This window comes from Actinophytocola algeriensis, from assembly GCF_014203735.1.
In the GTDB taxonomy this organism is placed as follows: domain Bacteria; phylum Actinomycetota; class Actinomycetes; order Mycobacteriales; family Pseudonocardiaceae; genus Actinophytocola; species Actinophytocola algeriensis.
Window position 1 is genome coordinate 42,431 of the sequence record NZ_JACHJQ010000008.1, and the last position, 15,651, is coordinate 58,081.

The following is a 15,651-nucleotide window of genomic DNA, read 5'->3' on the forward strand; positions in this document are numbered from 1 at the left end:
GGCTGCCGAGCACACATTCACCGACCGGTCTGCGTCCAGGCCGGTACGAGCAACCGAGGGTGAGCCCGATGACAAGCACGCACGCGCCCCGCCCCTCGTTCAGGAACCTGAAGGAGGTTGCCCAGGTGGCCCCGGGCCGGCACATCCTGGGCGTCGCGAACTTCACCACGGGCAGCGCGGACCCGAGCGTCGACGAGGGCTACCCGTCGGTCGCGATCCACATGACCGGCTCGGTGGAGGACGGGTTCGCCGAGGTGTGGACCTCGGACCGGCCTGTCCGGGCCGGACAGGCCGGCTCGATGTCCTACGCGCACGACGGGGAGTTCCTGTTCTGCACCGGCCGGATCCCGGAGACGGCCGACTACGTCGAGGCCACGGAAGCGGCTTACACCGAGGTACTGGCGCTGACCGGCTCGCTGGGGTATCGACAGCTGGTCCGCATCTGGCACTACATCAGCCGGTTGAACGAAGAGACCGCCGAAGGGCTGGAAACCTACCGGGCATTCTGTCTCGGCAGGGCGCGGGTCCTCGAGCGGTACGGGATGACCGACGACATGCCCGCGGCGACGGTCATCGGTTCGCACGGCGGCGGGATCGTGTTCTACTTCCTCGCCAGCAGGGGCGGGACTCAGATCAACGTCGACAACCCCCGCCAGGTACCGCCTTATCACTACCCGCGCCGCTACGGCGTGAAGTCCCCCAACTTCGCCCGCGCGACCTACGTGCGATCGGACGACGGCGCGACGCAGATCTACGTTTCCGGCACAGCGAGCATCCTCGGGCACCGAACGATGAACGCCGGCGACGTCGAAGGCCAGTGCCGACTGGCGCTGGACAACATCGCTTACCTGATCGGCGAGGGCAACCTCTCCGCACACGGCATCCAGCCGGGCCGCACGCTCGACGACCTGCGCACCGTCAAGGTGTACGTGCGCCGCCGTTCGGACATCGAACGGGTCCAGCGGATCTGCCGGACGGCGTTCTCCCGATCGGCGGATGTCGTGTTCCTGCACGCCGACATCTGCAGGCACGACCTCCTCGTCGAGATCGAGGGCATCGTCCCGGGCGAGCGTGCGGTCGAGCGCCGGTCCCTTCCCGGTCCGGTCGCGACGCAGGAGTGGTCGGCGCTTCCCGCGGCCCAGCAACCGGACTGGCATGCGCATCCGGCCTACGAGCGCGTCCGGAGCACGCTCTCGGCCGCCCCACCCCTCGTGTCGCCCGACGAGCTGGGTGCCCTGCGCACGGCGCTCGCCGCGGTCGCGGCGGGTTCCGCGCGGGTGCTGCAGATGGGTGACTGCGCGGAGAGCTTCTACGAGAGCACCCCCGACCAGGTTGCGCTCAAGATCGCCGCGATGGAACGGCTGGCCGAGCGGTTCGCGGCCAGAGCGGGCCTGCCGGTGGTGAAGATCGGCAGGCTCGGCGGGCAGTACGCGAAGCCGAGGTCGCACGCGGTCGAGGTCGTCGACGGTGTCGAGCTCCCGGCCTTTCGCGGTCACATGGTCAACGCCGAGACCCCGTCCGCCGAGGCGAGGAGGCCGCATCCCGCACGGATGCTCTGGGCCTACCACCTCAGCGACGACGTGCAGCGGCTCCTGCGCACGCACCGGAACGGCTCCGCCCACGCCGCGGTGCCCCCGGGACCGTGGTCGAGTCACGACGCTCTGGTCATGGACTACATCGGTCCGCTGGTGCGGAACGACCCGGCGACCGGCGCCCGGTTTCTCGCCAGCACGCACTTCCCGTGGGTCGGCGAACGGACCGGCGGCATCGGCGAGGCCCACGTGCTGCTGCTGAGCCTCGTGAGCAACCCGGTGGCGTGCAAGGTCGGGCCCCGGTCGACCCCCGAGAGCGTGCTGGCGCTGTGTGCGTTGCTCGACCCGGAGCGGGAACCGGGACGTCTCACGTTGATCGCGCGGATGGGCCGCGACGCGATCGGCACCGTGCTGCCACCGATCCTGCGTGCCGTGCGCGCAGCGCGCCACCCCGTGGTATGGCTGAGCGATCCCATGCACGGCAACACGGTCCGACTGCCGTCCGGCGCCAAGACGCGGTATCTCGACGACATGGTCGCGGAGGCGGCCACGTTCCGGAACATCGTCGAAGGCCACGGCAACCATGTCGGCGGCCTGCACCTGGAGACCGCGGCGTACGACGTGGCCGAGTGCGCGGGCGGACCGGCGCCCGGCGACGGCGAACTGGGCAACCCCTCGCTGTGCGACCCGCGGCTGACCATCGCGCAGGCCGCGGCACTCATCGACCGGGTCTTCTGAGTCGTGACCGGACCTACCCCAGAGGGATGTGGTGAAGTGCTGCGCGCAGATCTGATCCGGCCGTTGCCCGAGTTGCTGCGTGCACACGCGGAGCAACGGGGGGAGAAGATCGCGTTCTCCGACGGGCGGCGGGACGTCAGCTATGCGGCGCTCGAGCAGCGGACCGGTTGGCTGGCCGGACAGCTGGCCGCGCTCGGGCTGGCCCGGGGTGACCGCGCCGCCATGTGCCTCGGGAACAGCGTCGAGATGGTGGAGAGCTACCTGGCCCTCGCCAGGGCAGGCGCGATCGGGGTCCCGGTCAACCCGAGGACCAGTGACGCGGAGCTGAACCATCTGATCGAGGACAGCCAGGCCCGCCTGGTGATCACCGACCCGGCCCGCCTCGAGCAGGTGGCCCCGGTGCTCGCACGACGTCCTGGCACGGTGCTCGTGGTCACCGGCGACGTCGTGGCGCCGGACGCCATCTCGTACGAGGCCGTGGCGGGCACCGACCCCGGGACGCCGGCCAGGGACGACCTCGGGCTCGACGACCCGGCCTTCATGCTCTACACCTCGGGCACCACGGGCAGGCCGAAGGGTGTCCTGTCGACCACCCGCAACTCGCTCTGGACGATCGCGGCCTGCTACGCCCCGATCCTGGGGCTCTGCGCGGACGACCGCGTCCTCTGGCCGTTGCCGCTGTCCCACTGCCTCGGCCACCACCTCGGCGTGCTCGGCGTGACCGCGGTCGGTGCGAGTGCCCACCTCATGGCGGGGTTCTCAGCGGGTGAAGCACTCGAACTGCTGGGGGAGCGGCCTTTCACGTTCCTCGCCGCGGTACCGGCGATGTACCACCAGCTGGTGCTCGCGGCGCGCGAGCGAGACGAGGTGCGGACCACGTTGCGGAGGTGTCTCACCGCGGGCGCGGTCGCGCCGGAGTCGCTGCGTGCCGCCGTCCGGGACACATTGGGCGTGGCTCTGCTCGACAGCTACGGCACCACCGAGACCTGCGGGCCGATCACCACGAACTGGCCCGACGGTGACCGGGTGCCCGGCTCGTGCGGTCCGCCGTTGCCGGGTCTGCGTGTCCGCGTGGTCGACCCGAAGACCGGGGTGGACGTTCCGACGGGGGAGGAGGGCGAGGTCTGGGTCCAGGGGCCGAACATGATGCTCGGCTACTACGACGGGGCCGACGGCACGGTCGAGCCGCCCGCGGGCGGCTGGCACCGGACGGGCGACCTCGCGCACCGTGACGGGGCAGGCCATCTCACCATCACCGGGCGGATCAAGGAGCTGATCATCCGCGGTGGTGAGAACATCCACCCCGGCGAGGTCGAGGAGGTGCTGCTCGGCGTGCCGGGCGTGCTGGACGCGGCCGTCGCGGGCAAGCCGCACGAGGTGCTGGGACAGGTCCCCATCGCGTTGGTGGTACCCGGCCCGGACGGGCTGGATCCTGACCGGTTGTTCGCCGTGTGCCGCGAAAGGCTGTCGTATCACAAGGTTCCCGCCGAGGTGCACGTGACGGCACAGGTCCCGAGGACGCCATCCGGCAAGATCATTCGGGGCGAGCTGCCCGGTCTGCCTCGCCGGCTGCTCGCCACGGGCAGTGGCACGCACGAGTCGCTGTTCCGGTTGGAGTGGACACCGCTGCGCGACACCGGCGACGCGCCGGAGTCGCTCGACTGGGCCGTGCTCGGCGCCGAGCACAGCAGTGGCAGCGTCGCGTCTCACCCCGACCCGTGGGCGTCGTACGATCAGGCGCGTTCGTGGTTGGCCGACCGGGATCACGACGGCACGGTGCTCGTCGTGGTGACCAGGGATGCCGTTGACGGGGTGTTCCAGGCAGCCCATCACGACGGGCACCAGCTCAGGCAACAGGCGTGGACGCGGTTGCGGTCGTTACAGTTCGATCACCCCGGGCGGCTCGTCCTGGTCGACATCGACAGCGCGACGATTCCGCGTGCGCGGCTCGCCGCGCTGGTGGCGTCGGGGGAGCCCCGGCTCCTCGTGCGCGACGGGATCACGTTGACCCCACGGCTGGGCAAGGCCAGGATGCCCGGCAGGAACAACCCCAGGATCGGACCGGACGCGGCGGTGGTCCTGACGGGGGCGTCCAGTGTCGTCGGCGCGGCGGTGGCCGGTCAGCTGGTGACCGGCTACGGCGTACGACGGCTGCTCCTGGTCGGTGCGGTCACGGACGGTGTCCGGGAGCAGGCCAGGACGCTGACCGAGCTCGGCGCCGACGTGCGGGTCGTGCCCGGTGAGCTCACGGACGGCCGGACCGCGGCAGCGGTGGACACCGAGGCGGCGGGCCCGATCGGCGCCGTCGTCCACGTCGCGGGCACCGGCGAACCCACCACTGTGGACGACCTGCGTGCGGTGTACGAGATGGCAGGCGGCACGGAACTGCCCGTCCTGGTGGTGATCTCCGCTCTCTCGTCGACACTGGGAGCGGCCGAACCGGAGCGGGTGGCGGCGGCTGCCTCCGCTGCCGCCCTGGTACGCCGCCATCTCGACCGCGGCGGTGCCGGAACTCACCTTGCCACGGTCCGGTGGGAGGACGGGAGCGACGACGCCATCCCGGTCCGGGATGGACTGGCGTTGTTCGATGCCGCGCTCGCGGCGGATGACGCCTGTCTGTTCGCCCTCGGTGCGGCGAACGCCGAATCGGCCCCGATGCTGCCCAGGACGACCGAGGACGAGTCGGTGCGCTGGACGACCGCGGACGAGTCGGTGCGCGTGGAGCTGGCGCGCCGCCTCGCCGGGATGGCGGAGAGCGAACGGGACGCGGACATCATGGGCCGCGTTCGCGCCGCAGTGGCGGACGTGCTGGGTGACGCGGCACCCGAGGGCCTCGACGTGGCCCGCGCCTTCCGGGAACTGGGGCTCACGTCCATCACGGCGGTGCGGCTGCGCAACCGGCTCGCCGAGGCGACCGGTCTGCCACTGCCCGCGACAGTGGCGTTCGACTACCCGACGCCGGCAGCGCTGGCACACCACCTCCGGCGCCGGCTGACCGGCGAACCGGACGCCCGCGTCGCGACAGCGCCACCGGCTGGGCCGGTCGCCGACGAGCCGGTGGCGATCGTCGCGATGGCCTGCCGTTACCCGGGCGGCGTCCGCACACCGGAGGACCTGTGGCGGCTGGTGGCCGACGGTGTGGACGCGATCACGCCATTCCCCGACAACCGTGACTGGGACCTGACCGCCCTGTTCGACGCCGATCCCGACGCGGCGGGCACCTCCCACACGCGGCACGGAGGTTTCCTGCCCGACGCGGGAGAGTTCGATCCGGCCTTCTTCGGCATCTCGCCCGGCGAGGCTCTGGTGATGGACCCGCAGCAGCGACTGTTGCTGGAGGTGTCGTGGGAGGCGTGCGAGCGGGCGGGTATCGATCCGCTCTCGTTGGCGGGCACCCGCACCGGGGTGTTCACCGGTCTGATGCACCACGACTACGCGGAGCGGTTCAGCGGGGTGTCCCCGGAGCTGCACGGCTATCTGGGCACGGCCGCGGCGGGCAGCGTCGCTTCGGGCCGGGTGGCGTACGCGCTGGGCCTCGAGGGGCCCGCGGTGACCGTGGACACGGCGTGTTCGTCGTCGTTGGTTGCGTTGCACTGGGCGGCTCAGGCGTTGCGGCAGGGTGAGTGCGATCTTGCGCTGGCCGGCGGTGTGGCACTCATGGCCTCCCCCCAGGTGTTCATCGACTTCTCCCGCCAGCGCGCGCTGTCCGCCGACGGACGATGCCGTGCGTTCGGTGCGGACGCGGACGGCACCGGTTGGTCGGAGGGCGTCGGGGTCGTCCTGGTGGAGCGGCTGTCGGACGCCGTGCGCAATGGGCGTCGGATCTTGGCGGTGGTGCGTGGTAGTGCGGTGAACTCGGACGGTGCGTCGAACGGGTTGACGGCACCGAATGGTCCGTCGCAGCGGCGGGTGATCCGGCAGGCGTTGGCCAGTGCCGGGTTGTCCCCATCGGATGTCGATGTGGTGGAGGCGCATGGCACGGGGACGACGTTGGGTGATCCGATCGAGGCACAGGCGTTGCTGGCCACCTACGGCCAGGACCGCGCGCGGCCGGTGTTGCTGGGTTCGTTGAAGTCGAACATCGGGCACACGCAGGCTGCCGCCGGCATTGGCGGCGTCATCAAGATGGTGATGGCCCTGCGTCACCGTGTGGTGCCCAAGACCTTGCACGCGGCTGAACCGTCGCCGCACGTGGACTGGTCGTCGGGTGCCGTCGAGCTGGTGGCGGAGAACGTGGACTGGCCGTCGGTGGACAGAGCGCGCCGGTTTGGCGTGTCGTCGTTCGGGATCAGTGGGACGAACGCGCACGTGATCGTCGAGGAGGCGCCCACGTCCCCGCTGCCGTTGCCTGCCACCGACGTGGTGGTTCCGGCGGTGGTGCCGTGGGTGGTGTCGGCGAAGTCGGAGGCGGCGCTGGACGGGCAGCTGGCACGGCTGCGTTCCTTTGTGGACACTGCGGAGCCGTCGCCGGTCGATGTGGGTTGGTCGTTGCTGGATCGATCCGTGTTCGCGCATCGGGCAGTTTTGCTGGCGTCGGCGGATGGTGTGGTCGAGGCGGCGCGCGGAGTGGCTGCGGGCGGCGGGCTGGGAATGTTGTTCCCGGGTCAGGGCGCGCAGCGAGCAGGGATGGGCCGCGAGTTGCATGCGCGGTTCCCGGTGTTCGCGCGGTCGTTCGACGAGGTGGTGGACCGGTTCGATGGTCTGCGGGCGGTGATGTGGGGTCAGGATGCCGCGTTGCTGGACCGGACGGAGTGGGCGCAGCCCGCGTTGTTCGCGCTCGAGGTCGCCCTCTATCACCTCGTCGAGTCGTGTGGTGTCGTGCCGGACTACGTGGCCGGGCACTCGATCGGTGAGATCGGCGCCGCCCATGTGGCAGGTGTGTTGTCCCTGCCGGACGCGTGTGTGCTGGTCGCGGCGCGGGCGAGGTTGATGCAGGCACTGCCCCCGGGAGGGGCGATGGTCGCCCTCCAGGCCACCGAGGCCGAGGTGCTGCCGCTCCTGACCGAAGGGGTCGCGATCGCGGCGGTCAACGGACCGCACTCGGTTGTGGTGTCCGGTGTGGAGGACGAGGTCGCGGCGGTCGTCGCACGGTTGGGTGGACGCAGGGCGTCCCGGCTACGGGTGTCCCATGCGTTCCACTCGCCGTTGGTGACCCCGATGCTGGACGAGTTCCGTGCTGTGGTGTCGGAGTTGTCGTTCGCTCAGCCGCGAATTCCGTTGGTGTCGAACGTGACCGGTGCGGTATCGGATCCCGGCCTGGTCGCTTCGCCCGGGTACTGGGTGCGGCACGCGCGCGAGGCAGTGCGGTTCGCGGACGGTGTGACCGCGATGGTCGACGGTGGCGTGACCGCACTGCTCGAGCTCGGCCCCGACGGTGTCCTGTCCGCCATGGCCACGCAGACAGCACCGGAGGCGGTGGCGATCCCGGCGCTTCGCAAGGATCGCGGTGAGGAGGCGGCGTTGCTCGCCGCACTCGGCCAGCTCCATGTGGGAGGTTCGCCGGTCCGGTGGCAAGCGCTGTTCGACGGTACCTGCCCGGCCCGGGTCGATGTTCCGACGTATGCCTTCCAGCGAGACTGGTTCTGGTTGACATCCGGTGCTTCTGCCGCCGGTGACCTGCGCGCCGCGAGCCTGGCGGCCACCGGTCACCCGTTGCTGGGCGCCGCGGTGGAACTGGCCGCTGACGGCAGGAGCCTGTTCACCTCCATCTTGTCGGTGCGGTCGCATCCCTGGCTCGCCGAACACACCGTGCGGGACCGGATCCTGGTGCCCGGCGCGGCGTTCGTCGAGCTGGCGATCCGTGCGGGCGACGAGGTCGGCTGCCCGACGGTCGCGGAGCTGACACTGCAGACCCCGCTGGTGCTGCCCGACGAGGGCGGCGTCCGACTGCAGCTGACGGTCGACGCACCGGATCGGGACGGCCGCCGCGGGTTCAGCGTCTTCGCCCAGGACGAGCGCGGCACGAGCGGGTGGACACGGCACGCCGTGGGAGTGCTGTCACCGGAAACAGCTGCCGCCGGGTCCGGGCTCACGGAATGGCCGCCGCCCGGCGCGGAACTGGTCGAGGTGGCCGGGCTGTACGAGCGGCTGCGGGCCCAGGGCTACGGGTACGGTCCCCGCTTCCAGGGGCTGCGGGCGGCATGGCGACGCGGCGACGAGTTGTTCGCCGAGGTCGCCCTGCCGGAGAACACCGACACCACCTCGTTCGGCATCCACCCCGCGCTGCTCGACGCGGCACTGCACATCACCCACCTCGGCAGCCCGGGCGCCGACCTCCGCCTGCCGTTCTCCTGGACCGGGGTGACCCTGACGGCCACCGCCGCCGCGGCGCTCCGGGTCCGCGTGACGAGCCTGGCCGAGGACACCGTGTCGATCCGGATGGCCGATCCGACCGGTGCGCCGGTGGCCTCGGTGACCTCCCTGGTCCTGCGGAACGGCACGGCGGAGCAGGTCCGCGGTGCGGGTACGGCGGTGCGGGCGGCCCTGCACGAGGTCGAGTGGACTCCGGTGACCACGACCGGCGACGTCGTGACCGGTTGGGCGGTCCTCGACACGCGACCCGGGACGGACGTCCGTGCCGCACTCGCCGCGATCGGCACGGCACCTGAGGTCGTCGTGGTGCACTGCGTGCCGCGCGAGGCAACCGACGCCGGTACCGCCAGGGACGTCACCGCCCACGCGCTCGACCTGATGCACGCGTGGCTGGCCGACGAGCGGTTCGGCTCATCCCGGCTCGTGTTCGTCACCCAGCGCGCGATGGCCACCGCACCGGACGACGACGTGCGGGACCTGCCGCACGCCGCGGTCTGGGGTCTGGTGCGCTCGGCACAGACAGAACACCCGAACCAGTTCGTCCTGGTCGATGCCGAGTCAGGTGCCGACCGAGCGCTCCTCGCCGCCGCCATCGGAAGCGGTGAGCCACAACTGGTGGTGCGGGACGGTGCGGTGCTGTCGCCTCGCCTGGTCGCCATGCGCCGCCCGGTGGCCGAGCCGGCGACCATCGACCCGGACGGCACGGTGCTCGTCACCGGCGCCACCGGGGCACTCGGCCGGGTCGTCGCCCGGCATCTCGTGCACGCGCACGGCACCCGGCACCTACTGCTGACGAGCCGCAGGGGCGTCGCGGCCGATGGCGCCGAGGAACTGGTCGCCGAACTGGAGTCGCTTGGTGCCACCGTGGCACTGGTAACCTGTGACATCGCGGACCGCGCGGCACTGACGGCCGTTCTCGCGACCGTGTCGCCCCAGCACCCGCTCACCGCCGTGGTGCACAGCGCGGGTGTCCTCGACGACGGCGTGCTCGAGGCACAGACCCCGGAGCGCCTGACCACGGTCATGCGTCCCAAGGTCGACGCCGCGCTCAACCTGCACGAGCTGACCCGCGACAGCCGGCTCGACGCCTTCGTCCTGTTCTCGTCCGTCGCGGGCACCCTGGGCGGCGCGGGCCAGGCCGGCTACGCGGCCGCCAACGTCTTCCTCGACGCGCTGGCACACCACCGGCGTGCCGCCGGTCTACCCGCGACCTCGGTGGCGTGGGGCCCGTGGGCGGACGGCGGCATGGCAGGCGGGCTCGACGACGTCGACCGCCTGCGGATGCGGCGTTCGGGTCTGACCGAACTGTCCATAGCGGACGGTGTGACGCTGTTCGACGCGGCCCTGGTGTGCGACCGCGCCGCAGTGGTCGCGGCGCGGCTGGACACCGCGTCGATCCGCGCCGACGCCGGGAAGGTGCCGACGATGTTGGGCGGCGTGGTGGGCACGCCCGCACGCCGTGTCGCGAACGCGGAAGCGGCGGAAGAGTCCGTGTCGGCGCGGCGCGTACTCGCGTTGCCGTCGAAGGAGCAGCCCGCGGCCATGCGGGCGCTGGTCGCGGCCGAGGTGGCGACCGTACTGGGGCGTAACGGCATCGCGCAGGCCGAGACCGAGCTGTCGTTCCGCGACCTCGGGTTCGACTCGCTCACCGCCGTCGAACTGCGCCACCGGCTCGCCGCGGTAACCGGCCTCCGGCTGTCGGCGGCGGTGGCCTTCGACCACCCGAACCTCGTCGCGCTGGCGGACCACCTGCACACCGAGTTGCTCGGCAGCCCCGCGCGGGCACAACCGGCCGGCGTCACCACGCCGCAGGCCGAACCGATCGCGATCGTGGCGATGAGCTGCCGTTACCCGGGCGGGATCGACTCGCCGGAGGACCTGTGGCGCCTCGTGTCCGATGGCGCCGACGTCACCTCCGAGTTCCCTGACCGCGGCTGGGACCTGTCCGCGTTGTTCGACCCGGACCAGGAACGGCCTGGCACGTCGCACACCCGGCGCGGCGGCTTCCTGCGTGCACCGGGGGAGTTCGACGCGGCCTTCTTCGGCATGGGGCCACGGGAGGCAGTGGCCGCGGATCCGCAACAGCGGTTGCTGCTGGAGGTGTCGTGGGAGGTGCTCGAGCGGGCGGGCATCGACCCCGCGTCCCTGCGGGGAAGCCGGACCGGTGTGTTCGCCGGTGTGATGCACCACGACTACGCGTCTCGCCTCGGGAAGGTCCCCCCGGACCTGGAGGGCTACCTGGGCATCGGGAACGCGGGCAGCGTCGCCTCGGGCCGGGTGGCCTACACGTTCGGGTTCGAGGGTCCGGCACTCACCGTCGACACGGCGTGTTCGTCGTCGCTGGTGGCGTTGCACCTGGCGGCTCAGGCGTTGCGGCAGGGTGAGTGCGATCTCGCGCTGGCCGGCGGTGCGACTGTGATGGCCTCACCGGAGACGTTCGTCGAGTTCTCCCGCCAGCGCGCGCTGTCCCCGGACGGACAGTGCCGAGCCTTCGCCGACGCCGCGAACGGCGTGGGCTGGTCCGAGGGCGTCGGGATCGTCCTGGTGGAGCGGCTGTCGGACGCCGTGCGTAACGGGCGCCGGATCCTTGCGGTCATGCACGGCAGCGCGGTGAACTCGGACGGCGCGTCGAACGGGTTGACGGCGCCGAACGGTCCGTCGCAGCAGCGGGTGATCCGGCAGGCGCTGGCAAGCGCCGGGTTGTCCCCATCGGATGTCGATGTGGTGGAGGCGCATGGCACCGGGACCACCTTGGGTGATCCGATCGAGGCACAGGCATTGCTGGCCACCTACGGCCAGAACCGCGCGTGGCCGTTGTTGCTGGGTTCGGTCAAGTCCAACCTGGGGCACACGCAGGCGGCCGCAGGTGTCGCCGGGTTGATCAAGATGGTGATGGCCCTGCACCACGGCGTCGTGCCGAAAACCCTGCACGTGGACGCGCCGTCGTCTCGTGTGGACTGGTCGTCGGGTGCCGTGGAGCTGGTGGCGGAGAACGTCGACTGGCCGTCGGTGGGCAGGCCGCGCCGGTTCGGGGTGTCGTCGTTCGGGATCAGCGGGACGAACGCGCACGTGATCGTCGAGGAGGCGCCCGCTACCGCCGACGAGCCCGCTGTGACGGGCCCGCGGGCCGCCGTGGTGCCCTGGGTCGTGTCGGCGAAGTCGGAGGCGGCGCTGGACGGGCAGCTGGCACGACTGCGTTCCTTTGTGGACAGTACGGAGCCGTCGCGGGTCGATGTGGGTTGGTCGTTGCTGGATCGTTCTGTGTTCGCGTATCGGGCGGTGTTGCTGGCGTCGGCGGGCGGTGTGGTCGAGGCGGCGCGCGGCGTCGCCGGGGACAGCGGGCTGGGCGTGCTGTTCCCGGGGCAGGGTGTGCAGCGGTTGGGAATGGGGCGCGAGCTGTGCGCGCGGTTCCCGGTGTTCGCGCGGGCGTTCGACGAGGTGGTAAACCGGTTCGAGGGTCTGCGGACGGTGATGTGGGGTCAGGACGGCGAGTTGCTGGACCGGACGGAGTGGGCGCAGCCCGCGTTGTTCGCGCTCGAGGTGGCGTTGTTCCGGCTGGTCGAGTCACTGAGTGTGGTGCCGGAGTATGTGGCTGGGCATTCGGTAGGTGAGATCGCGGCCGCGCACGTGGCGGGTGTGCTGACTCTCGACGATGCGTGTGTGCTGGTCGCGGCGCGGGCGAGGTTGATGCAGGCGTTGCCGTCGGGCGGCGCGATGGTGGCGGTGCGCGCCACCGAGGCCGAGGTGCTGCCGCTGTTGACCGAAGGCGCTTCGATCGCGGCGGTCAACGGGCCGGATTCGGTTGTGGTGTCCGGCGTGGAGGACGAGGTCGCGGCGGTCGTTACGCGCCTGGCAGCGCGGACGTCGTCCCGGTTGCGGGTCTCGCACGCGTTCCACTCCCCGTTGATGGAACCGATGCTGGACGAGTTCCGCGCTGTGGTGTCTGGGTTGTCGTTCGCTCCGCCGCGAATTCCGCTGGTGTCGGCCATGACGGGTGCGGTCGCGGCCCCCGAGCTGGTGTGTTCACCCGGGTACTGGGTGCGGCAGGTGCGTGAGACCGTCCGGTTCGGCGACGCTGTGATCACCATGGTCACGGCTGGCGTCACCACGCTCCTGGAGCTCGGACCGAACGGAACCCTGTCGGGGACGGCGGCTGAGTCGGCGCCCCAAGCACTCGCGGTGCCGACCCTTCGCAAGGACTGGGACGAGGAGACCGCTGCGCTGACCGCACTGGCCCGCCTCCACGCCACCGGTGTGCCCATTGACTGGCGCGCGGTGTTCGACGGGGCGGCGGCCTGCCGGATCGACCTGCCCACCTACGCCTTCCAACGCGAACCGTACTGGCTGGCGCCCGAGCAGACGGGTACCGGTGACGTGCGCTCGGCGGGGCTGGACGCCACCGGTCATGCCCTGCTCGGCGCCGGTGTGTCACTGGCCGCGTCGGACGGCCACCTGTTCACCGCCCGGCTGTCCACCGGCACCCAGCCCTGGCTGGTGGACCACCGGGTCGGCGGCACCGTCGTCCTGCCGGGCGCGGCCATCGTGGAATGCGCCCTGCGGGCGGGTGCCGAGGTCGGCAGCACGACGCTGACCGAGCTCACCACCGTGTCCCCGGTCGCCCTGCCGGAGACCGGGACGCTCCAGCTCCAGTTCTCGATCGATGCTCCTGACCAGGACGGTGCGCGGAAGCTGGTCGTGCACGCTCGTGCCGACGCTGTCGCGGACTGGACCACGCATGCCACAGGTGTGCTCGGGACACCTCCGGTCGACGAGGTCGAGAACCTCCGGGACTGGCCGCCGCCGGGAAGTGACCCGGTCGACGTCGGCGCCCTCTACGAACGCCTCGCCGAGGGCGGGCTGGAGTACGGGCCGGCGTTCCAGGGCATTCGGGCGGCGTGGCGGCGCGGCCAGGAGGTGTTCACCGAGATCGAATCCGGCGCCGCGCTCAGCACCGCCGGGTTCGGGCTGCACCCCGCGCTGTTCGACGCGGCCGTGCACTCCGCCGCCCTGGCCGGGGATCCGGCCCAGCCCAAGGTGCCCTTCTCCTGGCACGGCGTCAACCTGCGGGGTGTCGTGACCCCGACGTTGCGAACGCGCGTCACTCCTCAGGGGACGGACACGGTCGCGATCCTGGTGGCCGACGACGAGGGAGAACCGGTCGCTACCGTCGACTCGCTCCTGCTACGTCGCCCGACAGGCATGGGCACAGCCGTAGGTGATGGTCTCTATCGTCCGGTCTGGACGGAGATCGTGGCCGCCGGTGCCGGCCAGGCAGGCGGCGACTGGGCGGCGGTGGGTGGCGCGGCCAAGCTCCTGGGCCCCGGCGCGGACTGTTTCGACGACCTGCCCCGGCTCATCGCCGCCGTGGACGCGGGCGCATCCGTCCCGGCGCTCGTGTTCGCATCGATCAGCGCCCGGCCCGGTCTCGAGTTGGCGGTGGCGGCCCGCGTCGCCACCGCCGAGGTGCTCGAACTGGTACAGACCTGGCTCAGCGACAGGCGCTTCGGGGACACCCGACTGGTGTTGCTCACCCACGGCGCGGTCTCGAACCCGGCCGATCCCGGAAGTGTCGCCGTCGCGGCGGCGCGCGGGCTCGTGCGGTCGGCGCAGGCAGAACACCCGGGCCGGTTCCTGTTGCTCGACCTCGACGGCGCCACGCCCGCCAGAGAGCTGCTGGCGCGGGTCGTCGCGCTCGACGAGCCGCAGGTCGCGCTCCGGGACGGAGTCGTGCTCGCCCAGCGTCTCGTCAGGGCACCGTCATCCGGGCAGGCACCGGACTGGGGCGAGACCGTGCTGATCACCGGCGGCACCGGGACACTGGGCAGCCTCGTCGCCCGGTGGCTCGTCACGGCGCACGGCGTCCGGCGCATCGTCCTGGCCGGCCGCCGGGGCCTCGCCGCGCCCGGCGCCGACCGGCTCGTCGCCGAGCTGGTGGACCTGGGCGCCGACACGGTCGCCGTCGCTGTCGACCTCGCCGACCGCACCGCCGTGGCGGCGCTGCTTGCCGACCACCCCGGGGCCACGGTCGTGCACACCGCGGGGGTGCTGGCCGACGGTCTCATCGAGTCACTGACCCCGGCCGACATCGACACCGTCTTCGGACCGAAGGTCGATGCCGCCGTACACCTGCATGAGCTCGCCCGGGGTGCGTTCGTGATGTTCTCGTCCATCGCCGGGGTGCTCGGCACAGCCGGTCAGGGCAACTACGCCGCGGCGAACGCGTTCCTGGACGCGTTGGCCGAGCACCGCTCCGCGACCGCACTGCCTGCGACGTCCGTCGCGTGGGGCCTGTGGGAGGAGGCCAGCGGGATGACCGGAGAGCTGGCCGGCCAGGACCGTCGCCGGATGGCCTCGGCGGGTGTGCTCCCCATGCCGACCGCGCAGGCCCTCGCCCTGCTCGACGCCGCCGTGGCCGCCGATGAGCCCACGCCTGCCGCGGTCCGTCTCCACCGGGACACGCTCCGTACCAACGCCGACGAGGGTCGGCTGCCCGCGCAGCTACGTGGACTGGTCCCGCCGATATGGCGCCGGGCCGCGGCTTCGGGCGCCGGAGCGCAGGATCTCGTGCGGCGGGTTCGCGACCTGCCCGCGGCGCAGCGCGAGCAGGTGGTCGTGTCGGCCGTCCGCGCGGAGGCGGCCGCGGTGCTCGGACACGCCGGGGCGGATGCGGTCCGGCCCGGCAAGGACTTCAAGGAACTCGGCTTCGACTCGCTCGCCGCGGTCGAACTGCGGAACCGGCTCGGCGCGATCACCGGCCTGCGGCTGCCCGCCAGCCTTGTCTTCGACCATCCGAACCCACAGGCGCTCGCGGTGTTCCTCCTGGAGGAACTGGCTCCGGACCGTTCCCAGGACCCGGAGGCCGACCTCCGGGAGCTGCTCGTGAGCATCCCACTGGAACGGTTGCGTGGCTCCGGGTTGCTCGCCGACCTGCTGGCGCTCGCAGGCGCGCCCGCGACCGCCACCTCCCGCGACGACGACCGGATCGACTCCATGGACGCAGAGGACCTGGTCACCCTGGTCCTCGGTCGCGAGTCCTGACCGTCTCCGCCAGAGAGGACCAGACGTGACG

The 15,651-nt window shown here is 71.8% G+C and carries 2 protein-coding genes; both read left to right on the forward strand.

Annotated features, from left to right (window positions below):
* Positions 1-68: 68 nt before the first annotated feature.
* Positions 69-2,270 carry an FkbO/Hyg5 family chorismatase gene (locus FHR82_RS46680; RefSeq protein ID WP_184814722.1) on the forward strand — a complete coding sequence of 734 codons (2,202 nt, stop codon included), beginning with the start codon at positions 69-71 and terminating at the stop codon, positions 2,268-2,270.
* Between the two features lie 36 nt (positions 2,271-2,306).
* The gene (locus FHR82_RS45360; RefSeq protein WP_221464648.1) at positions 2,307-15,620 is read left to right on the forward strand and encodes a type I polyketide synthase; all 13,314 of its coding nucleotides are present in this window, start codon (positions 2,307-2,309) and stop codon (positions 15,618-15,620) included.
* The last annotated feature ends 31 nt before the right edge of the window (positions 15,621-15,651 follow it).

Excerpts from the sequence above, each read along its gene's own strand:
- FHR82_RS46680 (WP_184814722.1), top strand. The coding sequence starts at position 69 with ATGACAAGCACGCACGCGCCCCGCCCCTCGTTCAGGAACCTGAAGGAG.